Below are 21,030 nucleotides of genomic sequence, written 5' to 3'. Positions count from 1 at the left end.
TGAGGCCATGCCAGCAGGATATCGGCAGCCAGCTATACTTCAGACGTTGGCTGCTGAGGGGGCGCTATGAGTGATGCACGAGTGGGACTGGTCATCGAGGATGACCACGACATCCGGGAACTGGTACGCACCGTGCTGTCCCAGGCCGGGTTCGACGTAAGCGTGGCCAGCAGCGGGGCAGAAGGTGTCCTCGTGGCCAAGACCCTCAACCCTGACGTCATCACCCTGGACCTCGGCCTGCCGGACATCGACGGTTTTGAGGTGTCCCGCCAGATCCGCGAATTTTCGGACGCGTACATTGTGATGCTCACGGCCCGCACCGAGGAGCTGGACACCCTGATCGGGCTGGAGTCCGGAGCTGACGACTACCTCACCAAACCTTTCCGCCCCAGGGAGCTCCGCGCCCGCATCGCCGCGATGATGCGCCGCCCCCGTTCTGTCGCCGAACCTTCTGAAGCCATGCCAGGAGATGCCGCAGCCGACAGCGGAGCCGTCCACCCTGAGCGGGGGAACTTCAGCCACAACGGGCTGGAGCTGAGCTACGCGTCCAGGACCGTGGTTGTTGACGGCAAGGAAATGAACCTGACCCGCACGGAGTTCGAACTCCTGCATGCCCTCCTGGAAGCGGGCCGGACGGTCCGGACCAAGTCCGACCTGGTGCGCCGGCTGCGGGACGAGGATTACGACGTCGGCAGCTACATTAGCGAGGCGGACGAACGGTCCGTCGAGGTCCACATGGGCAACCTCCGCAAGAAGCTGGGCGACTCACCGCAGAAGCCGCGCTGGCTCCAGACTGTCCGCGGCGTTGGTTACCGCCTGGCTCCGGGCGAGCACTGAGACTGCAGGCGGTGCATGGTCTGCCGGCTGCACAGGTTGATGGGCCGGAGGAATGCGGCGGCCAGCTGCGGCAGGACGACTGCCACATCCGAGTGGCGGGCCTCGTTGCGGAGCTCGCCCTCCAGATCCATGGCCAGGCCGGCCAGCCGCTCGGCGCCCACCATCTGGCTGGAGGTTTTCAGGCTGAGGACTGCGTCCACTGAACCCTCCAGGTCTCCCGTGGTCAGCGCCAGCCGGAGGCGTCCAATCCGGTGCGGCAGGTACTCGATGAAGTTCCCCACGAAGACCCTGCAGTACCCCTCTTCTTCTTCCAGTTCCTCCCTCAACCGGTCGAGAACCGACTGGTCCACCAAGGGCCGGGGGGCATCATCTGCGGCGCTCATGACGGTCCTTTCGGCGGGAACAGTCCCTTCCTGGAAGGGGGCGGTTATGTGGGGCATTTGTTTCACTTCAGGTTAGGGGCGTTGCTTTCGCGCGACGGGTTTTGGAAACAGAATTGTGGGTTTCTTGATGAGACTGCGGGTTTACCCCTAATCCGTGGGCCCATAGTTTTCTCCCTTGATTTTCCGCACCGTTCCAACAGTGGGAGCGGTTGCAGCGGGGCCAGGAATTTCTGTTGTAATTGCCGTGATTTGAACCCATCCATCTTTCCGGCCGGCACTCAAGAACCGCGGCGGGAATGCCGAAAGATTCGCTCAAGATGCCTGAAAAGCGGCGAATCCTCATTGGGGCAGGCACGCAGGAGCGGCGATTCAGCGGCCGGTGTCCAGGAACCGCACCAGCTCGGTTTCCAGCGCGGAGCTGTCCTTGAGTTCGCATTCCCACACGGTGAGCACCTGCCAGCCGGCGTCCTCCAGCAGGCGGCGTTGGCGGGCGTCGCGTTCGCGGGTCCGGCTGCGCTTGGCAGCCCAGAATTCGGCGTTGGCCTGGGGCGCGTGCAGGCCCACGCGGCAGTCATGGAAGTGCCAGAAGCAGCCGTTGACGAAGATCACTTTGCGGCGGCCGGCGAACACCAGGTCCGGGTTGCCGGGCAGGCGGGTGGCGCCGGCTTTTCCGTGCAGCCGGTAGCGGTATCCCTTGGCGTGGAGGAGCCTGCGCACCAGCAGTTCCGGCTTGGTGTTCTTGCCCCGGATCCGGGACATGTTCCAGCTGCGCCGCTCGGGAGTGAGCTTGTCCGCCATGCCTTCAGTCTAGGAGCTCCTAGATTTCGCGTTCTGGCTGTTCTCCGAATTCGAAGTGGCGGCCGCTGACGGAGGTGGGCTCAATCTCCACGTAGAAGTCCTTCAGGGTGGGCACCCAGGTCTTCAGCCCGAGCTCCTCCACTGCTGCCAGTTCCGCGGAGTTGCTGAGGACGCGGGCTTTTCCCCGCAGCACCACGGACCAGGCTTCCTCCGAGAGGATGCCGTCCGTTTCGAAGAGAACCGTGGAGTTGATGGTCAACTGGGCCAGCTTGTTGCCCGGAGCCGTCCGGAGATAGATTTTCCGGTTGGCCGTGACGTAGTTCACCGGGAAGATGTCCGGCTCTCCCGCGACGGACACCACCAGCCTTCCGTGCTTGGTGCCCTCCAGCAGGCGCCAGGACTGCTCGTCGTCGAGTTCCAGTACGGGTTGTCCATCCACATGTTCAAACATCATGAAGCCATTCTTCTACGTTATGTAGAAACGCGCCAGAGGGTTTGGTGAACTTTGGGTCAGGAGGCGGTGGTTCCATGGCGTGAGCAGGTGGCCGTCCAGGCGTGGGGTGACACCTGGACCTTGAGGCGGCGTCCGCACTGGCCGCAATAGCGCGGCGGTTCCAGCTGAAGCCGCGCAGCGCACTCCTGGTGAGGGGCGGCCGCCACCTGCCCATCGCCCGTCTGGAGGACGTTCGACGGCGGTGCGCTCCCGCCGTCGAACGTTTCCTTCGGGTACGACTCGCCGCAGTGGCCGCAGAAGCTCCCGATGATTGAGCTGGTTGAGCGGGTGGGGATCATAGGGTCTTCTGGAGTTCCTTGATGGGCATGTTGAGGTCCACCAGCAGGTTGAGGTCGGCGGCGGCGGGACGGCCCAAGGTGGTGAGGTAGTTGCCGACGATGACCGCGTTGATCCCGCCCAGCAGCCCCTCGCGGGTACCGAGATCGCCGAGGGTGAGCTCCCGGCCGCCGGCGTACCGGAGGACGGTGCGGGGCATGGCCAGCCGGAACGCGGCGATGGCGCGGAGGGCGTCCTTGCCGTCCATCAGTTCCTGGTTTTCCAGCGGCGTGCCGGGCCTCGGGTTGAGGAAGTTCAGCGGCACTTCGTGCGGTTCCAGGGCAGCCAGCTGCGCGGCCAGCTCTGCACGCTGTTCGAGTGATTCGCCCATGCCGATCAGCGCCCCGCAGCACAGTTCCATGCCGGCGTCCTTGACCATGGCGCAGGTCTCCAGCCGCTCCTCGTAGCTGTGGGTGGTGACAACCTGGGGGAAGTAGCTCCGCGCCGTCTCGAGGTTGTGGTTGTAGCGGTGCACTCCCCACGAGGCGAGCTGGTCAACCTGGCGGCGGGTGAGCATGCCCAGGGAACAGGCGATGTTGATGTCCACTTCCTCATTGATGCGGTCGATGGCGAACTTGATCTGGTTCATGAGTTTGATGTCGGGTCCGCGGACGGCGGCGACGATGCAGAATTCGGTGGCTCCGGTGGCGGCCGTTTCCTTGGCGGCCTTGACCAGTTCCGGGATGTCCAGCCAGACGCCGCGGACGGGGGAGTCAAAGAGGCCTGACTGGCTGCAGAAGTGGCAGTCCTCGGGGCAGCCGCCGGTTTTGATGGAGATGATCCCTTCAACCTCCACGTCCTCCCCGCAGTGCTTGAGGCGGACCTGGTGGGCAAGCTCCAGCGCGGAGGGGACTGCGGGGTCGGGGAGGCGCAGAACCTCCAGCAGTTGCGCTTCCGTGAGGCCGATTCCACCCTCCAGGACCTGCTGCCGGGCCGTCTCCAGGATTGGGTATTCCGTGGTGCGGGAAATGGTTGTCATCGCCGTCCTTGCTTTCGGTTGTGATCTCCTTTTCGACAGTAATTCCGGCAGATGCGGCCGGTTTTGTGGAAGGCCAACAATGGGCGGTAACTGCTTTTGTTTACACCAGCAGTCAAGGCTTAACGCCGCCGAAACAAGCCCGTGACCGGGCTGTCGTTCGTGCCGGATAGCGTCGCATCAGATCCCTTAGACACGAAAGCGACGCAATTCCATGAGCAATGACAAAGAGACAACGCAGCTGCTGGACCCGCCGGCACAGCCTGGTGCCGCCGTCGTCGGAAGCGCTCAAGCGGCCCCGGCGGCGGGCAACGCCGCAGCGCTGAACGCCACCAAGGAAAGCCTGGAGGACTACACGCTCCGCTTCGCACCACGCTCCTACCGCAAGTGGAGCGCGGGGGTGGTGGCAACCAGTGCGCTGGGCGGCATCGCCTATCTGGCGGACTTCTCCATCGGCGCGAACATCGGGATCGCCTATGGGACGGTCAACGCCATCTTCGGCATCCTGGTTGCCGCCGTCATCATCTTCGCCACCGGCTTCCCGCTGGCATACTACGCGGCGCGGTACAACATCGATCTTGACCTCATCACCCGCGGCTCCGGCTTCGGCTACTACGGGTCGGTGGTCACCAACGTCATCTTCGCGACGTTCACCTTCATCTTCTTCGCCCTGGAAGGCTCCATCATGGCGCAGGGCCTGGAAGTGGGCCTGGGCATTCCGCAGTGGTTGGGGTACGCAGCCTCCACGGTAATCATCATTCCGCTGGTGATCTACGGGATGAACACCCTGGCCAAGCTGCAGGTGTGGACCACCCCACTGTGGCTGCTGCTGATGGTGGTGCCGGTGGGATACCTGCTGGTCTCGCACCCGGAGAGCATCAACACCTTTTTTGCGTACACGGGCGAATCGGGCGACGGCGGCCCCAACCTTGCGTCGGTGATGCTGGCAGCGGGTGTCTGCCTGTCCCTGATGGCGCAGATTGCCGAACAGATCGACTACCTCCGTTTCATGCCGCCGCGCACCGAAGCCAACAAGGGGGCGTGGTGGCGGGCGGTCATCCTGGCCGGACCCGGCTGGGTGATCTTCGGCGCGATCAAGCAGATCGTGGGCCTGTTCATCGCCATCTACCTCATCGCGACCCTGGACCCGGCGGCGTCTGCCACGGCGAATGAGCCGGTGCACCAGTTCCTGGGCGTCTACCGGGAGATGATGCCGGCCTGGCTGGCGATGACGCTGGCCGTGGTGCTGGTGGTCATCTCGCAGATCAAGATCAACGTCACCAACGCGTATTCGGGTTCGCTGGCCTGGACCAACAGCTTCACCCGCATCACCAAGACCTATCCGGGACGCATGGTGTTCGTGGTGGTCAACCTGGCCATTGCCCTGGTCCTGATGGAAGCCAACATGTTCGACTTCCTCAACACGATCCTGGGCTTCTATGCCAACTGCGCCATGGCCTGGGTTGTCACGGTGGCGTCCGATATCGCCATCAACAAATACCTGCTGAAGATTTCCCCCAAGGTCCCCGAATTCCGGCGGGGCATGCTGTATGCCGTGAACCCGGTGGGCTTTGTGTCGATGCTCGCCTCCGCTGGAATTTCGATTGCCGTGTTCTTTGGTGCATTTGGTTCCGCGATCCAGCCGTTCTCGCCGATCTTCGCGGTGGGCCTTGCCCTGGTCCTTCCGCCGGTGCTGGCGCTGGCCACCCGCGGACGGTACTACCTCCGCCGCACCGACGACGGCATCGACCTGCCGATGTTCGACGCCGACGGGAACCCCAGCGACGCCAAGCTCCTCTGCCACGTCACGGGGATTGAATTTGAGCGTCCGGACATGGTGCGGTCGGCGAAGGACGCGCCCAACGGCGGCCCGCAGTATGTCTCGTCGCTCGCCTTGTCCACGGACAAGACAGGGGAGTTGGTGTTGCCTCCGCAAAAGTAGCTTCGCCTGGTCACGGGAAAGGGCTTTGAGGGAAGGGAGCCGGCGCATTCATGCGCCGGCTCCCTTTATGACGTCTTTCAGGGCTTCTGTGGTGATAAACCATTGGCGGTAGCTGTGGATAAGTTTGATGGGTGAAATGTGACCTGGGCTACCCTTAAGTCATTGTCCGGAGTTAGCCGTCTTGAAACTACTGGGGGATTAGCGGCCCATGACATCAATCAACGTCTCCACGCCTTGGGGAATCCGGTCAGCTGCTGCCGGTGCTGCTGTTGCTGCGGCACTCATGCTGGCCGGCTGCGCGGGTGGAGCCCCCGCAGATCCCGGTGCCGTGCCCTCCACACCGACGGGTTCGGCCACGTCCAGCCCTCCGTCCACCCCGACCCCGACACCCACCGCCGTGTACAAGCCGGCCGACGCGTCCGGTCCCGCCCAAAACGTCCCCGTCCCGGTGCTGCCCGAGGTGGCGAAGACGGAGACGAAAGAGGGGGCAGAAGCCTTCGCGAAGTATTGGTTCAGTGTGCTGAGTTATTCGTACGAAACTGGGGACGTCGCTACCTTCGAGAGCATCGAGCCACCGGCCTGTGCGGCGTGCCAAAAAGTTAAAGGAGTGATCGTCAACTGGAACTCGGAAGGACGATGGCTTGTAGGCGGAAAACTCACCACACCTGTTGCGGACACAACATTTGAGAAGGACGAACCGGGAAACTACAAGGTCGCTGTTCAAGTTCGTCAGGAGCCCTTGTCTTACATGCGTGCTGACGGAACCATAGCTCGGACTGACCCGCCGATGCCTGATCAAGGTAATCTGCTTGTCCTCGCTTACAAGAACGGCGCTTGGTCAGTGACTGAGCTCGGAAGTATAGTCGGCTAGCAGTGGGTGGTTATCGTCCGCTCAGTACCTTCCTCGTTGCGGCGGTCTTAATTGCCCTTTCTGCCTACCCGTCGAGTGCAGAAGACGCGAGCGATCCTGAGTTCGGTGGGGAATGGAACCCCGGCCTGCAATTCAATGGATATGCGTGGGACGCTGGGATCAAGGATTTCGTACGAGCTGATCCATCCCTCCCATATACCGACCCGAACGAGTACAAGTACGAACTCCAGTGCCACCTCGGTGGGGGAGACTTTGATACTCCTTGCCTTGCCCGCCAGTTGGAGTGCAAGGACGGGCCCGACGGTGAAGAGGGCATTCCCGTCACCTGGCTCTCCCGCCCCCGAGGTGTGCCCGGCGCTGTTTGGGCTCATCACTCCGGCCCCACGTGCCTTTTCGACGCCAGGCCCGAGGACTTGCTGCCCAGGATCGCAGCTGACATCCAGCGGGAGTTCCAGAGCCTGCCGGTCAATGCTGGAACAGTGGTGGCACAACCCAGCCCGCACACGTTGCGGGGTGCTGAGACCAACTTCTACGCGGAGGCAGCCGAGCAGCAGTTCGACGTCACCATGTTCGGGCAGCAGGTGCACATCGTGGCCACCCCATTCCAGTACACGTGGAACTACGGCGACGGGACCGTGTTCGGACCCCAGCCTTCCATGGGCGGGCCGCTGCCCCAGGACCGGTGGGGCGAAAAGACCCGGACGAGCCACGCCTACGGGGCTACTGGTGACTTCCAGGTTGTGCTGACCACCACCTTCCAGGGAACCTATTCGGTCAATGCCGGGCCGCCCCTGCCGATTCCCGGCCAGGGCCAGTTCAGCGCTCCTCCGCAAACCATCAGTGTGTGGCGCTCGCTGACGCGCAACTACGCTGACGACTGCAACGCCAACCCGAGGGCCAGGGCTGCCCCGGGGCTGCAAGGTAGGCGGCGGCCGAAGGCCCCGCAGCCCGCCGTCCACCTGCTGTGATTCCCATCGCAACAGGAATAGTTGCTGCAGTATCTCGGTTGGCCAAGGCAGTACGTCTTCAGCCTTCGAAAGGAACCGCGCATGCTGTTTTCCCCCCTCAGCCTCGGCGAACTTGAGCTTCCCAACCGCCTGGTCATGGCACCCTTGACGAGGCTCCGCGCAGGTGAGGCAGGGGTCCCCGGTCCGCTTGTCGCAGAGCATTACCGCCAGCGCGCGTCCCTGGGCCTCATCGTCAGCGAAGGAACGTTCCCGACCCGGGTTGGCCGCTCCTACGCCGGCCAGCCCGGCATCGTCACCGAGGAACAGGTTGCCGGCTGGAAGAAGGTCACCGACGCCGTCCACGCCGAAGGCGGCCGCATGTTCGCCCAGATCATGCACGGCGGACGGGTATCGCACCCTGACATCACCGGCGGGCTCGAGCTGGTGGCCCCCAGCGCCGTCGCAATTGACGGCATCGTCCGCACCCCGCAGGGGAAGCAGCCCTACCCGGTGCCGCATGCCCTGACCACTGACGAACTCCCCATGGTGATCCAGGAATTCGTCAACGCGTCACTCAATGCCATTGAGGCCGGATTCGACGGCGTGGAGCTGCACTCGGCCAACGGGTACCTGCTGCACGAATTCCTGGCCCCGAACTCCAACGTGCGGGACGACAGCTACGGCGGCTCACCCGAGAACCGTGCCCGGTTCGTCATCGAAGCGGTCAACGCGGTGGTGGCAGCCGTGGGCGCCAACCGCGTCGGCATCCGCATCTCCCCGGAGCACAACGTGCAGGGCATCGCCGAGACCGACGCCGCTGACGTCCGCGCCACCTACGAGGTGCTGGTGGACAGCATCGCCCCGCTCAACCTCGCCTACCTGAGCATCCTGCACCACGAGCCCGCGGGTGACCTGGTCCAGGACCTTCGGGTCCGTTTCGGCGGGACCTTCCTGGTCAACACCGGCTTTGGCGTGATCACCACCCGCGACGAGGCAGCAGCCCTGGTGGACGACGGACATGCCGACGCCGTAGTGGTGGGCCGCCCCGCCATCGCCAACCCGGACCTCGCCCGCCGCTGGAAGGAAAGCCTTCCCCTCAACGAGCCGGACCCCTCCACGTTCTACGCGGACGGCGCGGAGGGCTACACGGACTACCCCGCCTACCAGAACTAGGACGGAAATTAACGACGGCGGCGGCACCCGGCCTGGGTGCCGCCGCCGTTGGCTGCGCGGTGTGCTGTTCCGGCAGCGGGCGCCGCAGGCCATCCGACGGCCTTTGGCTCAAACTCTGGAGATTTGGCCCGCCGGGTCCTCCAGGATGCCGGCGGTGATCAGATCGTACTCCAGCGAATGGACTTTTACTAGGGCCATATTTCGAGCTGCTTTAACCCGCTACAGCAGCGCCTCCCTGCCGGTTCCCTCTTTCATCACAAGCCTGCCGTCCTCGATCGAAACCAGCACGCTCTTCGGCCTGCCGCTCACCTTGGTGATGGCCTTCAGGCCGCGGTTCGTCACCTCCACACCCACCTGCGCGCCTTTTGCCGGCAGCTCAACGGACACCTCGTTGGCGATGCCAAGGATCGGATTGGTGGAGACCCCAATATCCCGCCGCGCCTGCTTCCCGTTAACCGTCACGGTGATGTTTGCCTCGTCGAACCCCTCCTGAAAAATGATAAGCAGTTCCCTCATGGTGGCCTCTTCCTCGAGCATTGGGTGCCTGTGACGGCACCTCAACTACAGCACTTTGCCGGCGGCAGCGGAATACCCTTGCCCGGAACAACCAGGGTGGAGCGGACTCGCGCCCCAGCAGTGGAGCCGCGCAATCCGGTAAGGCAAGATGTTCTGGTGACTCAACTGCCGCAGGCCCCTTCCGCCCCGTCCGCCTCCCCGACAACGGACGATGCCATCCATACCCAGATCGCCACCGAGCTGGGCGTCAAAGCATGGCAGGTGAAGGCAGCCGTTGAACTGCTCGACGGCGGATCCACCGTGCCATTCATCGCCCGCTACCGCAAGGAAGCCACCGGGACGCTGGACGACACCCAGCTCCGTGAGCTCGACGAACGGCTCCGCTACCTCCGCGAACTTGCCGACCGCCGTCGTGCCGTCCTGGAAGCGATTGACGCACAGGGCCAGCTGACGCCGGAGCTGAAGAAGGCCATCCTCGCGGCGGACACCAAGTCCCGGCTGGAGGACATCTACCTGCCCTTCAAGTCCAAGCGGCGGACCAAGGCGCAGATCGCGCGGGAAGCCGGCCTTGAACCCCTGGCAGACTCCCTGCTTAAGCGGCCGGACCTGGACCCGGAACGCGAAGCCGGCAAGTACCTCAACCCCGAACACGCCGTCACCGACGCCGCAGCGGCTCTCGCCGGGGCACGCTCCATCCTGGTGGAGCGGGTGGCCCAGGATCCGGACCTGGCCGCTGACCTGCGGGAGCGCCTGTGGGTGCAGGGCCGCATGGTCTCACGCGTGAAGAAGGGGAAGGAAAGCGACGGCCAGAAGTTCGCTGACTACTTCGAGTTCGCCCAGGCGCCTGCGGGCATGCCGTCCCACCGGGTCCTCGCGCTGCTGCGCGGGGAAAAGGACGGCGTCCTCGAGCTGGACCTTGCCGAGGCAGATCCACAGGACGACGCCGCCCTTGCCGCCGCACGCACGCGCTACGAGTCAGCGCTGGCCAGGTGCCTCGGGGTCGCCGACAGGGGACGTCCCGCCGACTCCTGGTTGATCCAGACCGCGCAGGTGGCGTGGCGTTCCCGCCTGCTGTCCCGGCTGACGGCCGACCTTCGCGGCAGGATGTTCGCCGCCGCGGAGGACGAAGCCGTCCGCGTTTTCGCGGCGAACCTCCGGGACGTCCTCCTGGCCGCCCCCGCAGGGAACCGGGCAACCCTCGGCCTGGATCCGGGGCTCCGGACCGGCGTCAAAGTGGCCGTGGTGGACGGCACCGGCAAGGTCGTGGCCACCGACACCGTGTACCCGCACGCCCCGTTGCGGAAGTGGGACGAAGCACTGGCCACGCTGGTCCGGCTGGCGCGGCAGCACGACGTCGAACTTGTGGCCATCGGTAACGGCACGGCGTCCCGGGAAACCGACAAGCTCGCCGCCGAACTGATCAAGCGGCTGCCGGAGGTGGACCGCAAACCCCAGAAGCTGGTGGTCTCGGAAGCGGGCGCCTCCGTGTATTCCGCCTCGGCACTGGCTGCGGCGGAGCTGCCGGGCATGGACGTGTCGCTGCGCGGTGCAGTGTCCATTGCACGCCGCCTCCAGGACCCCCTCGCCGAGCTGGTGAAGATCGATCCGAAATCCATTGGCGTGGGCCAGTACCAGCACGATGTGACAGCCTCGAAGTTGGACCGCAGCCTGGACGCGGTGGTGGAGGACTGCGTGAACGCCGTGGGCGTGGACGTCAACACCGCCTCGCCCGCGCTGCTCAGCCGCGTGGCCGGCGTCGGACCCTTGCTGAGCGAAAACATCGTGGCCTACCGGAACGAACACGGGCCCTTCGCCAGGCGCACTGACCTGAAGAAGGTGCCGCGGCTGGGTGCGAAGGCGTTCGAGCAGTGCGCGGGCTTCCTCCGGATCACCGGGGGAGCGGAGCCGCTGGACGCCTCCAGCGTCCATCCCGAGTCCTATGCGGTAGCCCGGAAGATCCGGGCGGCAGCGGGGTCGGCTCCGGCCTCCTCCCTGGACCCCCGTGACTTCGTGGACGAGACGTTCGGCCTGCCCACGGTGCAGGACATCCTCTCCGAGCTGGACAAACCGGGACGGGACCCGCGTCCCGCGTTTGCGGCCGCAACCTTCTCAGACGGGATTGAGAAGATTTCCGACCTCAAACCAGGGATGGTGCTGGAAGGAACCGTGACGAACGTTGCGGCGTTCGGCGCGTTCGTGGATGTGGGCGTCCACCAGGACGGACTGGTGCACGTGTCCGCCATGGCGAACCGCTTCGTCTCCGATCCGCGGGAAGTGGTGAAGTCCGGCCAGGTGGTCCGCGTCAAAGTGCTGGAGGCCGACCCGGACCGGAAGCGGATCTCCCTGACACTGCGGCTCGACGACGAACCCGCTGCCGGACGCGCGGGCACAGGGCGCGCCGGCGGCAACCCGCAGAACCCGGGCCGCGGCAGGGAGCAGGGTGGCGGCCCGGCCCGAAGGGCGCCCTCGCCCGGGCGTTCCCCTGCGGCTCCCGCGCCTGCGAAGAAGGAAGCTCCCCTCAACACAGCCATGGCAGAGGCGCTGCGGAAGGCCGGCCTGGGCAAGTAGCTGTTTTGTGGGGGCTCAGGCGAGCGACAGGACGAACGCGAGGACAAAGCCCGCCGCAGTGCTGAGGGCCACCGCGGGGCCGCCGTGTTCGTAGGCTTCCGGCATCAGGGTGTCCGCCAGGGAAGCGATCACAGCCCCGGCGGCAAAGGCCAGCGGTATTGATATTGCTTCCGGATCGGTCCCGGACAGGGGCCCGGCGCCGAGCACGACGGCGATGACCAGCAGGGCGGCACAGGCCACCCAAAGCCCGATAATGCTGCCGGCCGACCGGCCCTGGCTCCGCATGGAGGCTGAACCCACGAGCGCTTCAGGAAAGTTGGAGACAAAGATTGCGGCCAGCAGCGCCAGACCGCCTGTTCCTTCGCCCAGGGAGATGCCAAGGGCCAGGTTTTCCGGGACGCCGTCCAGGGTGACGGCGGCCAGCAGGGCCAGGCCGGCCGCTCCGCTTGTGGACGCTGAGGTGGGGCGCTTGTCGCTTGCCGCTGCGTCAGTGTCGAGCTTGGCGCTGCCCTGGACCTCGTCAGCCGCCTTGGCGCGCTTCAGGTCTCCGGCCTGCGCCCACCGGTCCAGCAAAGCGCTCAGGACCGTGAACACCACTGCGCCCAGCATCAGGCCAAGGGCGGCGCGGATAATGCCGCCGTGTTCGTAGGCGTCCTCGAACAGTTCGAAAGCGAGGGCGGTGATGAGGGCGCCGGCGGCGAAGGCCAGGAGCATGGCCAGCAGCCGCTTGGGAAGTTCGAACCGGACGCCGATGAAGGCACCCAGAACCAGGGCACTGGATGCTATGACGCCAAACCACAGCGACATCATCATCCGGCAAGTATAGGAGCGCCCGCTTGACGTGGGAAGACGCCGCGTTGGCTCCTGTTGGCCCCTGCGAACCCCTCTGTGCGGGTGGGCTTTCGGCGCCGGGGGGATTCTGCAAAGGTGGTTTCATGACGTATTTCCTGGAGTACACGATTCCTGCGGCAGCCGAAGACACCGGGTTCGATTTTCCCCACGACGAGATCAACCCCGGCACCACCATCCCGTTGTCCGAGACCGGTGCTGAGACCGTGCACACCACGGAGCTGCCGGCCAGGACCGGCATCCTCGGAGCCACCGTTCCGGAGGCGAAACTTGAAGCTGAGCAGCTGATCCTCCACAGCCGCGCCTCTGAAGGGTCCCTCTTTTTTGACCCGTCCAACTCTCTCCAGGCCGGGGTTGGAACGCTTGTTGCCACATTCAGCGAAGGCCGGGGCTGGCAGGACGCCTGACTTCCGGGCCTTGGCTTTGCTCCCCGCCTTAACCGTGAGCGCCGGTCACAACCCTCGGCCAGCCGAACTGGGTCCGCACGCCGGGGGAGTAGAGGACCGATTCCGGCGGGCCGCCCACCTCGATGCTGGCGGAGCTGATGAGGCCATCGTGAAGCTCGTGGACATCGGCCTTGTGTAGCGCCCAGGGTTCATGGGTGTTGGGGATGTGGATGGTCCGCCCGTGGAACCTGCTGTGCAGTCCGAACCGTGCTGTGACGTGGATGGACAGGGGGTCGCCAGCAACCGAGCGCGGGTCCGGAATGACGCTGAAGCGGCTGGATGCGCCTCTCCGGAAGCGGCTGACGGAGTAGCCGCTGGGGCCGCCGCCCTCGTCTCCAGACGGTGTTCCCCAGGACCGGATGCGGGACCACACATAAGGTATCCCCGCTTGCCGGGCAGCCAGGACAACGGGAAGCCGGTTCGCATCAAGGCTCAGGAACACCACGCCCCTGGTTCCGTCCGGCTCCCGCGAGTAGAGCCGGACGTTGACCTCGTTGAAGCTGCCCAGGTACGGAATTCCGGGGCCGCGCCCTATCCCGGCGTCCTTCATGCGGAAGCCGATGAGGCCCACCCAGGAAGAGCCGTCGAAAACGTCCGGCTCCACCCCCGGCGGCATGAACCGGGCCGCGGATGATTCCGGAATCCGCCAATGCAGGAAAACTGCGTCAAGCCAGCGCTGGTCCATGATGGTCGGCAGGGGCAGGTCAGGCGGATCGGGCCAAAGGGCAGCGGCGCCCAAGCGTTGTTCCATGGCCAAAATTCCCTACGTAGGACGCGATATTAATGTGAGTACACATTACTGGTGTCTACCTTGCGGGCCGACCCTATGCTCAACCTACCCGGGTCCTGGGAAGGAACCAAGGCCCGGTGATCGCTCCTGCAGTGGGGCGTCCAGAGGTCGGAGTTCTCCGAGTGCAGTGAAGTGGTGAGGCGTTTGTCCATTTCCACCCAGCCCCCAAATTCTTTCTCCAAGCCTTCGGCAGCGCCGGAGGGAGCATCCATCAGCGTCGTCATCCCCACCCTGAACGAGGCCCAAAACATCCCCTGGGTCCTTCGGCGCATGCCGTTGTACGTGGACGAGGTGGTGATTGTTGACGGCCGTTCCACGGACAACACCGTTGGGGTGGCCCAAGCGCTGCGCAAGGACATCGTGGTGGTGAACGAGCTGCGCAAAGGCAAAGGCGTAGCGCTGCGGTCAGGGTTTGCCGCAGCCACAGGCGACATCATCGTCATGCTGGACGCTGACGGAAGCATGGATCCCAGGGAAATCGGCTGGTTCGTTTCTCCACTCCAGCACGACTACGACTTCGTCAAAGGCTCCCGGTACGTCACGGGAGGGGGGTCTGAGGACCTGACGTGGCTGCGGCGCACAGGAAACCGTGCGCTGACCGGGCTGGCCAATGCGGTCCTGCACAGCAACTACTCTGATCTTTGCTACGGCTACATCGCCTTCCGGCGTGAGTGCCTGGAAGTCCTGCAGCTCGAATCCGACGGGTTCGAGATCGAGACCGAGCTGATCGTCAGGGCCGCCAAGGCCGGCCTCCGGATAGCAGAGGTCCCCAGCCTGGAGTTGAACCGCATCTCCGGGGCGTCAAACCTCCAGACGTTCCGGGACGGGTGGCGGGTACTGGGGACGATGGCCCACGAGTGCCTCCTCTGGGAGGCCCCCACTGCCGGTGCGCGCCCCGAGGCGCTGCGCCGCGTGAAGTACGCCTACGCCAACGTGAGCTTCCCGCGGACGCCCACCGATCCGATGAGTGTCCTCCCTGCCATAAGCGTGGCGTGACCATGTCGCATGTTGTGTTCCCCACGGTCACCGTGATCATCTGCGCGTACACGGCCGAACGCTGGGTGTGGCTGCTGGACGTCATCGATTCGCTCCGGTTGCAGACCTGGGCACCCAACGAAGTCTTCGTGGTTGTTGACCACAACGAGGAACTCTTCGAACAACTATCCAGGACCGTCGATGACGTCACCGTCGTCAGGAACACCGGCCCCCGTGGACTTTCCGGGGCACGCAACACGGGCGTGGGCCTGGCGGATTCAGACGTCGTCGCCTTCCTCGATGATGATGCAGAGGCTGCGCCCGACTGGCTGGAACGCCTGATCACCTTGTACGACGATCCCGAGGTTCTCGCAGTAGGCGGCCGGGTGGAACCTGTCTGGGAGGCCGGCCGGCCCGGCTACTTTGCTGAGGAGCTGGACTGGATCGTTGGCTGCAGCCACCGGGGCTTGCCGCGGGTCGCAACCGAGGTCAGGAACGTTATTGGTGCCAACATGTCGTTCCGGCTTGATGTCATCAGGACGGTGGGCGGTTTCAACCTCACCCTGGGCCGGCGCGGCTCCATCCCGTTGGGCTGTGAGGAAACCGAGATCTGCATTCGGTCGAAGATGGGGGCCCCCGGGTGCCGCATTGTTTATGAGCCGGCAGCGCTGGTGCGCCACCATGTACCCGCCAGCAGGGGAACGGTCCGTTACATGCTTTCGAGGTCCTGGTCGGAAGGTATCTCCAAGGCCCAGGTCAGCCACATCGTAGGGCACAAACGCGCGTTGGGCCCCGAGCGCAGGTACGTCCGCAGAATCCTGCCCCGGGCCATCTTTGCGGGGATGAGGGACTGGAGCCGTGGCGATCCGGCCGGCCTTGGCCGCGCGGCCGCCGTGGTGGCGGTCGTGGCCTTTACTTCCGCAGGCTACTTCCGGGGACGCCATCTTGCGCACTTTCCCGGACGCCCCCTGGACCCGCCGGTCCTTGCCGGGGTCAGCCAGTGGCGGGAGGTGCAGTGAACGTCGCCACCGGCCCACCCGGGGCCACCTGCTTCCGCTACGCCACCGCGGACACCGTGGACACGGCCGGCGCCGTCCACATCATCTGACCGACACCACCCAGACAGGGACGACAATGCGCACATCGCAGACCAACGCACTGCACTTCGATATCCACGGCCGCGTCACGATCCGCGTTGACGCCAAGGCGCCGGCAGCCCACCAGCTCCGGAGCATGCTGGCCTGTTTCGCCACAGACGCCGAGCGGCCGGCCGACATTGTCGTTGATGACCAGCCGGAGCCGATGCCTGATGCCGGCCTGCTCGAGCACGAGCTTGCTTACACGGAAGACAGCGTCCGCTTCAATGCCGACAGGGTCCAGGTGGTGAGGGACGGAGAACAGTGGCGCATCCACGGCGCGGGCGAGCTGCTGACCTCCGTGGTACCCGTCCTGGACGCCGCCATGATCGGCCGGGGAGCCGCCATGATCCACGCGGCAACGATGGCTTACCGGGGCCAGGCCATCGCGCTTCCTGCCGCCGGGGGAACCGGCAAAACGAGCACCGCCGCCAAGTTGATGCGCCGCGACGGGTGGTCCTTCATGGGCGACGACTGGGCCTTCCTCGCCGAGGACGCCACGCTGCTTGGCTACGCAAAGCCGATGTTCATCAAACCCCATCACCGGGCCATCTACCCGCACCTGTTCGAAGGTGTCCGGAAGCCCCTCGTGCCGTCGCAGCTCTCGCAGGGCGTCGGCCGGCTCACCACGATCGTGCACCCGTATGTCATCCGTTATCCGCGCCTTGCCGACTTCTCCCGCCGGTGGTCGCCGGAGCACCGCATGGTGACGGCGGAGACCGCGTTCCCAGGACGGAAAGTCACCACCTCGGCCCCCCTTGCGGCCGCCGTGTACGTCGAGCGCTTCGAGGGCTCACGGACCCGGATTGTCGAACGGACGGCCGACTGGATGGTCGACCGCATGATCGGCAACTTCCATATCGAGATGGCGGGTTTCTCGCAACAGGTTGTGACCGGCCTGGCGGCCACGTCCGTTGTCCCGTGGCGGGAGCACTTCGCGGCCAAAGGGGTCGTGCTGAGCAAGGCACTCGACGGACGGCCGTGCCACCTGCTGCAGGTACCCTCGGCGTACACGGCAGACGAGGCATCGGACGACATTGTCCGGCATCTGGAACAGCTCCTGCCGTCGGTCCTCGACGAGCAGGACTAGGGGGCGGACACCGTGGATCACAGTCCTGCCGAGGTCACCGCGGTTGTCCCTGCCCGGAACGCGGAGCACATGCTGCCCCGGTGCCTGGAGGCCCTGCGCCAGTCGGGGGTCGCCGAGATCATCGTCGTGGACGGACGCTCCACGGACGCCACCGTCGCCATCGCCCGCGCGGCCGGCGCCCGGGTGGTCAGTGACGAGGGCCGCGGCCTGCCGTGGGCTCGAACTCTTGGTGTGCGGAACAGCGGCACCCGTTGGGTCCTGCTGGTCGACTCCGACGTGGTGTTCGGGCCCACGGGGGTCGCCGACCTGCTCAAGGAGCTGCTGGAGGGCGGCTATGACGCGCTCCAGGCCGGGTTGGAGAGTGTGGGCGGACCGGGATATTGGGGACAGGCGCTCGCACACCACCATCGGACCGGGCGCAGCCGCAACTGGTTCGGGCTCGTCGCCACGCTCGTTGACCGGGAACTGATGCTGGGTGTGGGTTTCGACGACTCGTTCAAGTCGGGTGAGGACATCGAGCTGCGCTGGCGGATGCGGGACTCTGGCCTGCGGACGGCTGTGTCGCAGCGTGTGATGGTGGAACACCGCTTCGCCGCAGACGACTTCGACTTCGCGCTGGACCAGTTCCTCATGGACGGAACCGGCCTGGGAAAGATGATCCGCAAGCACGGCTGGCGCGGTGCGAGGCTTGCGCTGCTGCCCGCCGCAGCGGCAGTCCGGGGCAGCGCCTTGAGCCTTGCCGCGGGCCAGCCGCGGTGGCTGCGCTACTACGTTGCCTTCTGCTGGTACAACTATGCAGGCCTGGCGCGGGGTCTCGCGTCGTGAGGGCCGGGCGGGGGACAGCTGAGACGAACGCCTCAACCGTCCGGCACTCCGCCCTGCGCAGCTCGCTCGGCCTCGTCATCGCAAAAGCCGCCCAGACAGGCGCAGGTTTCGCTTTTTGGGTCGTGGCCGCCCGTGCCACGTCCGACCGTGAAGTCGGGCTCACCATGGCCGCGGTCTCGGCGGTGATGCTCTGCACGCAGCTCGCGGTGCTGGGTGCAGGGTCCGCCGTGATCGTCTCGGTGGGGCGCGGAGAGCCGCCCGCGCGGGTGCTGGACGCCGCGTTCGCCATCGTGGGGGTGGCCGGCACGGGGCTGGCCCTTGGCTACCTTGTGCTGCAGGCGGCCGTGACGCCGGACACGGCCTCCCTGTCGGTTCTCTTCTGGCTCACGTTCCTCGTTGCTGCCGTCACCGGCACCTTGGTCATCGTGCTGGACCAGGCGCTCGTGGCGCTGGGACGCGGTGCCAGCGCGGCCCCAAGGTACGCGTTGGGCGGCGGGGTGGCACTCGGGGCCGCAGGGCTCGTGGCCTGGCGGGCGCACGGCGCCTCCGCCGACGTGCTGATGGCCTGCTGGACGCTCGGAACCACCGTGGCGTGCGTTGTGGGTGCCGTCCAGCTGCGAAGACTGGTCGGCTACCGGCCGAGGCCCACCTTGCGGGCGGCGCGAGGCCGTTCACTGCTGGCACTGGGCCTGCCGAACCAGATCCTGACGCTCACCGAACGTGCCCCCGGGCTGTTGCTGCCGCTCCTGCTCGCGCACCTGGTGTCGCCGGAGGCTGCTGCCTACTGGTATCCCGCCTGGATGATGGCCTGGGCCGCCTACACCGCTCCCATGCTGATGGGCATCGTCCAGTTTTCCGAAGGTGTCCGCGAGCCGGACCGCCTGGTAGCCACCACCTGGGCGAGCCTCCGGTGGTCGCTCGCCGTAGGGGGCCTGGCCGCCGTCGTCCTGGTGGTCTTTGCCCGCCCGCTGCTCGGCCTGATGGGCGAGCGCTACGCCGACTCGTCCGCGGATGCCCTGCGGCTGTTGGCTGCCGGACTGCTGGCCTACGCCGTGCTGCAGGCCTACAACGCCGTGTGCAGGGCCCGCGGCCGGTACGCCGAGGCGATCATTGTCGGCATGACCTTTGGAGCCGCGCTCTGCGCCGCGGCCCTGCTGGCCGCCGGGAGTGGAGCCAGCGCCATGGCGCTGGCGTGGCTGGTGGTGCTGTCCACCGGTGCAGCGGCGGCCGGCATCCGGCTGGTCGCCGTCCTCCGGCGAGTCAAACAGGACGCAGGATGACCAGGACGCTTGATGCCCCCAGCCGCACCGGGCGTCGCTGGAAGCCCCGCGACGTGGGATGCGCTGTGGCGGGCGCCGCATCGCTGGCTCTCGCCGCGGGAGCCGCGTCCACCGTGGCGGTGCCCGTTGACAGCGACCTTGGGCTCCTCGCCGTGCTGCCCTACCCGTTCTGGGTGGGGGTCGTGCTCCTCAACGTCGCCTTCGCCGTCGCGCTGCGGGGTGACGACGCGGGCCCGGCACGGCGCCCGGTCATGCTCTGGCTCATCGCGGTGCTTGTGCTCATGCTCTTCGGGACCGCAGCCTTCGTAACGGACATCCCGCGGGGGGAGGTCGCTTTCCGACACCTCGGCATCGCCGACGCCCTTTCCACGACGCAGGGGATCAACCCTGACATTGACGCCTACTTCAACTGGCCGGGCTTCTTCGCCCTCCTGGCGACCATCCTGGGGGCGACCGGCCTCGACCCGGTCGCCGTTGCCCTGTGGGCACCGGTTTTCAACATGAGTCTGTGGCTCGCTGCCATGGGCGTGCTGACACGTTATCTGACGCGCGATCCGCGGCGTCGGTGGCTGGCGCTTTGGCTCTTCTGCCTCGGCAACTGGCAGGACCAGGACTACCTGTCGCCCCAGGCCTTCGGCTTCTTCCTGTACCTTGTCGTCATCGCACTGCTCGTCGGGCCCCTGGCCGCACGGACCCCGGTCTTCGCAGGCTTCAAACGTACGGCCCTGGAATGGTGGTGGAGGGAGCGATCGCCCGCTGAGCCGCGGCAGGCCCACCGGGTAAGCGCCATCGCGGTGGTCATCCTGCTCGTCGCTGTCATCTGCGCGAGCCACCAACTGACGCCGTTCATGCTGCTCATCGCCATGATCGCACTCACCCTGAGCGGACGTGTCTGGCCGAGCCGACTGCCCCTGATCACCGCTGTCCTGTTGTCACTCTGGCTCGTCTACCCCGCCAGTGCATACCTCGTGGGGCACCCGCCCCTCGAGGACGCTGGCCTGCTGGCCGCGGCCGAGGCGAACGTCGTCGACCGCGTGAGCGGAACCGCCGGACACCTGGTCGTGGTCCAGGTCCGGATGGCCCTCACCGTTGTACTGTGGCTGCTCGCCGCAGCGGGAGCCCTGCGCGACTGGCGCAGGGGGCGTCTGGACATCCGTGTGGTCCTCCTGGCGGTCAGCCCACTGGTGCTCTTCCCCGCGCAGGCCTACGGCGGGGAGATGCTCATCCGGGTCTCGTTGTTCGCGCTGCCCTTTGTCGCGGTCCAGGCCTGCTCGGTCCTGCTTCCCAGGCATCGCGGCTGGCGGCCCTCCGCCGGCGCCGCGGCCGGGCTTGCCCTGACCTGCTCCATGCTGGCCCTGCTGACCGTGACGGGGCGCTTCGGGAACGCCCAGTATGACGTCTTCACCGACGGCGAGATGGCCGCCGTCGCCGCCGCGCAGCGCCTGGCGCCCCCAGGCTCCGCAATCATCTCGGCCGCCCACCCGACGCCGTGGCGCAGCGATTCCTACCTTGAGCACAAATACCGGACGATCGACGAACTGTGCCAAACGGACTTGTCAGCGGAGGTGTGCGGCCCCCTCGTCTACAACTACGCCCGGCACAACCCTGCCGGTGCGGTCCTGCTGCTCACGCGCTCGTCAGAGGCTAGCCTTGTGCTCCAGGGCGCCACCAGCGAGCGCGGCTTCGCCGAACTGGAGGACTGGCTGGGAGCACAGAACGGCGTGGAATTCGTCTTCGGCAACGCCGACGCACGCGCGTACCGGGTGGCGCCATGAGCGGCAGCGTCAGCCGGTTCACGC

21 protein-coding genes are annotated in these 21,030 nt (G+C 66.0%); 13 read left to right on the top strand and 8 right to left on the bottom strand.

All coding sequences use genetic code 11. From position 1 onward, the window contains the following. Positions 1-66 precede the first annotated feature (66 nt). Positions 67-837 carry a response regulator transcription factor gene (locus NFU08_RS12705; protein ID WP_251423793.1) on the top strand — a complete coding sequence of 257 codons (771 nt, stop codon included), beginning with the start codon at positions 67-69 and terminating at the stop codon, positions 835-837. Here NFU08_RS12705 and NFU08_RS12700 read toward each other — a convergent pair. The 5 genes from NFU08_RS12700 to bioB all read right to left on the bottom strand — a co-directional run bounded on the left by NFU08_RS12700 (position 810) and on the right by bioB (position 3,826). Beyond that, positions 810-1,220: an Hpt domain-containing protein gene (locus NFU08_RS12700; RefSeq protein ID WP_174175947.1), complete on the bottom strand. Its 411-nt coding sequence runs from the start codon at positions 1,218-1,220 to the stop codon at positions 810-812. The two genes, NFU08_RS12705 and NFU08_RS12700, sit on opposite strands and share 28 nt — an antisense overlap. A 369-nt stretch (positions 1,221-1,589) precedes the next feature. After that, the gene (locus NFU08_RS12695; RefSeq protein WP_251423790.1) at positions 1,590-2,018 is read right to left on the bottom strand and encodes a very short patch repair endonuclease; all 429 of its coding nucleotides are present in this window, start codon (positions 2,016-2,018) and stop codon (positions 1,590-1,592) included. A gap of 19 nt (positions 2,019-2,037) precedes the next feature. Then, a complete protein-coding gene (locus tag NFU08_RS12690) occupies positions 2,038-2,472 on the bottom strand; it encodes a pyridoxamine 5'-phosphate oxidase family protein (protein ID WP_066273926.1) in 435 nt (144 codons plus the stop codon). Between the two features lie 56 nt (positions 2,473-2,528). Further along, positions 2,529-2,810 carry a hypothetical protein gene (locus NFU08_RS12685; protein ID WP_251423787.1) on the bottom strand — a complete coding sequence of 94 codons (282 nt, stop codon included), beginning with the start codon at positions 2,808-2,810 and terminating at the stop codon, positions 2,529-2,531. Next, positions 2,807-3,826 carry a biotin synthase BioB gene (gene bioB / locus NFU08_RS12680; protein WP_251423784.1) on the bottom strand — a complete coding sequence of 340 codons (1,020 nt, stop codon included), beginning with the start codon at positions 3,824-3,826 and terminating at the stop codon, positions 2,807-2,809. Before bioB ends, NFU08_RS12685 begins: the two co-directional genes overlap by 4 nt. A gap of 211 nt (positions 3,827-4,037) precedes the next feature. Between bioB and NFU08_RS12675 the strand changes: the two genes are divergently transcribed. The 4 genes from NFU08_RS12675 to NFU08_RS12660 all read left to right on the top strand — a co-directional run bounded on the left by NFU08_RS12675 (position 4,038) and on the right by NFU08_RS12660 (position 8,756). Then, positions 4,038-5,765, top strand: a complete 1,728-nt coding sequence (locus NFU08_RS12675) for a cytosine permease (protein ID WP_174175940.1) — start codon at positions 4,038-4,040, stop codon at positions 5,763-5,765. A gap of 208 nt (positions 5,766-5,973) precedes the next feature. Continuing rightward, positions 5,974-6,636 (top strand): DUF6318 family protein, encoded by a 663-nt coding sequence (locus NFU08_RS12670; protein WP_251423781.1) that lies wholly within the window; start codon positions 5,974-5,976, stop codon positions 6,634-6,636. A gap of 413 nt (positions 6,637-7,049) precedes the next feature. After that, the gene (locus NFU08_RS12665; protein WP_251423778.1) at positions 7,050-7,604 is read left to right on the top strand and encodes a hypothetical protein; all 555 of its coding nucleotides are present in this window, start codon (positions 7,050-7,052) and stop codon (positions 7,602-7,604) included. A gap of 81 nt (positions 7,605-7,685) precedes the next feature. Further along, positions 7,686-8,756 carry an alkene reductase gene (locus tag NFU08_RS12660; RefSeq protein ID WP_251423774.1) on the top strand — a complete coding sequence of 357 codons (1,071 nt, stop codon included), beginning with the start codon at positions 7,686-7,688 and terminating at the stop codon, positions 8,754-8,756. A gap of 219 nt (positions 8,757-8,975) precedes the next feature. Here the strand turns inward: NFU08_RS12660 and NFU08_RS12655 are convergent, their stop codons facing one another. After that, positions 8,976-9,293 carry a hypothetical protein gene (locus tag NFU08_RS12655; RefSeq protein ID WP_104186219.1) on the bottom strand — a complete coding sequence of 106 codons (318 nt, stop codon included), beginning with the start codon at positions 9,291-9,293 and terminating at the stop codon, positions 8,976-8,978. Between the two features lie 135 nt (positions 9,294-9,428). On the opposite strand from NFU08_RS12655, the gene NFU08_RS12650 reads away from it, so the two are divergent. Beyond that, positions 9,429-11,840 carry a Tex family protein gene (locus tag NFU08_RS12650; protein ID WP_285835594.1) on the top strand — a complete coding sequence of 804 codons (2,412 nt, stop codon included), beginning with the start codon at positions 9,429-9,431 and terminating at the stop codon, positions 11,838-11,840. A gap of 15 nt (positions 11,841-11,855) precedes the next feature. Here the strand turns inward: NFU08_RS12650 and NFU08_RS12645 are convergent, their stop codons facing one another. After that, complete coding sequence (locus tag NFU08_RS12645) at positions 11,856-12,653, bottom strand: ZIP family metal transporter (protein WP_251423771.1); 798 nt, start codon at positions 12,651-12,653, stop codon at positions 11,856-11,858. Between the two features lie 122 nt (positions 12,654-12,775). Between NFU08_RS12645 and NFU08_RS12640 the strand changes: the two genes are divergently transcribed. Further along, positions 12,776-13,096 carry a hypothetical protein gene (locus tag NFU08_RS12640; protein WP_174175930.1) on the top strand — a complete coding sequence of 107 codons (321 nt, stop codon included), beginning with the start codon at positions 12,776-12,778 and terminating at the stop codon, positions 13,094-13,096. Positions 13,097-13,124: 28 nt separating this feature from the next. On the opposite strand, the gene NFU08_RS12635 is transcribed toward NFU08_RS12640, so the two are convergent. Beyond that, positions 13,125-13,886, bottom strand: coding sequence for a YqjF family protein (locus NFU08_RS12635; protein WP_251423769.1), 762 nt, complete (start codon positions 13,884-13,886; stop codon positions 13,125-13,127). Positions 13,887-14,069: 183 nt separating this feature from the next. Here NFU08_RS12635 and NFU08_RS12630 point away from each other — a divergent pair, with 183 nt between their 5' ends. The 6 genes from NFU08_RS12630 (at position 14,070) to NFU08_RS12605 (ending at position 21,006) form a co-directional block, all read left to right on the top strand. Continuing rightward, on the top strand, positions 14,070-14,921 hold the full coding sequence (locus NFU08_RS12630; protein ID WP_174175926.1) for a glycosyltransferase family 2 protein: 852 nt from the start codon (positions 14,070-14,072) through the stop codon (positions 14,919-14,921). A gap of 2 nt (positions 14,922-14,923) precedes the next feature. Continuing rightward, positions 14,924-15,919: a glycosyltransferase family 2 protein gene (locus tag NFU08_RS12625; RefSeq protein WP_174176038.1), complete on the top strand. Its 996-nt coding sequence runs from the start codon at positions 14,924-14,926 to the stop codon at positions 15,917-15,919. A 115-nt stretch (positions 15,920-16,034) separates the two neighbouring features. Next, a complete protein-coding gene (locus tag NFU08_RS12620) occupies positions 16,035-17,126 on the top strand; it encodes a hypothetical protein (protein WP_174175924.1) in 1,092 nt (363 codons plus the stop codon). 12 nt (positions 17,127-17,138) lie between these two features. After that, positions 17,139-17,951 (top strand): glycosyltransferase, encoded by an 813-nt coding sequence (locus NFU08_RS12615; RefSeq protein WP_174175922.1) that lies wholly within the window; start codon positions 17,139-17,141, stop codon positions 17,949-17,951. Further along, entirely contained in the window at positions 17,948-19,231 is a 1,284-nt protein-coding gene (locus NFU08_RS12610) for a polysaccharide biosynthesis protein (RefSeq protein ID WP_251423766.1), read from the top strand. The genes NFU08_RS12615 and NFU08_RS12610 overlap by 4 nt, the downstream gene beginning before the upstream one ends. After that, on the top strand, positions 19,228-21,006 hold the full coding sequence (locus NFU08_RS12605; protein ID WP_251423763.1) for a glycosyltransferase: 1,779 nt from the start codon (positions 19,228-19,230) through the stop codon (positions 21,004-21,006). Before NFU08_RS12610 ends, NFU08_RS12605 begins: the two co-directional genes overlap by 4 nt. Positions 21,007-21,030 lie beyond the last annotated feature (24 nt).

It is taken from the genome of Pseudarthrobacter sp. NCCP-2145, assembly GCF_023708005.1.
Taxonomy (GTDB): Bacteria; Actinomycetota; Actinomycetes; order Actinomycetales; family Micrococcaceae; genus Arthrobacter; species Arthrobacter oxydans.
This window is presented reverse-complemented; position numbering and strand designations above follow the sequence as displayed.

Bases quoted from the DNA above. Each gene is read 5' to 3' on its own strand.
- NFU08_RS12640 (WP_174175930.1), top strand. From the start codon at position 12,776: ATGACGTATTTCCTGGAGTACACGATTCCTGCGGCAGCCGAAGACACC.
- NFU08_RS12670 (WP_251423781.1), top strand. From the start codon at position 5,974: ATGACATCAATCAACGTCTCCACGCCTTGGGGAATCCGGTCAGCTGCT.
- NFU08_RS12655 (WP_104186219.1), bottom strand. From the start codon at position 9,293: ATGCTCGAGGAAGAGGCCACCATGAGGGAACTGCTTATCATTTTTCAG.
- NFU08_RS12675 (WP_174175940.1), top strand. From the start codon at position 4,038: ATGAGCAATGACAAAGAGACAACGCAGCTGCTGGACCCGCCGGCACAG.
- NFU08_RS12605 (WP_251423763.1), top strand. From the start codon at position 19,228: ATGACCAGGACGCTTGATGCCCCCAGCCGCACCGGGCGTCGCTGGAAG.
- NFU08_RS12705 (WP_251423793.1), top strand. From the start codon at position 67: ATGAGTGATGCACGAGTGGGACTGGTCATCGAGGATGACCACGACATC.
- NFU08_RS12625 (WP_174176038.1), top strand. From the start codon at position 14,924: ATGTCGCATGTTGTGTTCCCCACGGTCACCGTGATCATCTGCGCGTAC.
- NFU08_RS12695 (WP_251423790.1), bottom strand. From the start codon at position 2,018: ATGGCGGACAAGCTCACTCCCGAGCGGCGCAGCTGGAACATGTCCCGG.
- NFU08_RS12690 (WP_066273926.1), bottom strand. From the start codon at position 2,472: ATGATGTTTGAACATGTGGATGGACAACCCGTACTGGAACTCGACGAC.
- NFU08_RS12620 (WP_174175924.1), top strand. From the start codon at position 16,035: ATGCGCACATCGCAGACCAACGCACTGCACTTCGATATCCACGGCCGC.
- NFU08_RS12660 (WP_251423774.1), top strand. From the start codon at position 7,686: ATGCTGTTTTCCCCCCTCAGCCTCGGCGAACTTGAGCTTCCCAACCGC.
- bioB (WP_251423784.1), bottom strand. From the start codon at position 3,826: ATGACAACCATTTCCCGCACCACGGAATACCCAATCCTGGAGACGGCC.
- NFU08_RS12635 (WP_251423769.1), bottom strand. From the start codon at position 13,886: ATGGAACAACGCTTGGGCGCCGCTGCCCTTTGGCCCGATCCGCCTGAC.
- NFU08_RS12700 (WP_174175947.1), bottom strand. From the start codon at position 1,220: ATGAGCGCCGCAGATGATGCCCCCCGGCCCTTGGTGGACCAGTCGGTT.
- NFU08_RS12645 (WP_251423771.1), bottom strand. From the start codon at position 12,653: ATGATGATGTCGCTGTGGTTTGGCGTCATAGCATCCAGTGCCCTGGTT.
- NFU08_RS12685 (WP_251423787.1), bottom strand. From the start codon at position 2,810: ATGATCCCCACCCGCTCAACCAGCTCAATCATCGGGAGCTTCTGCGGC.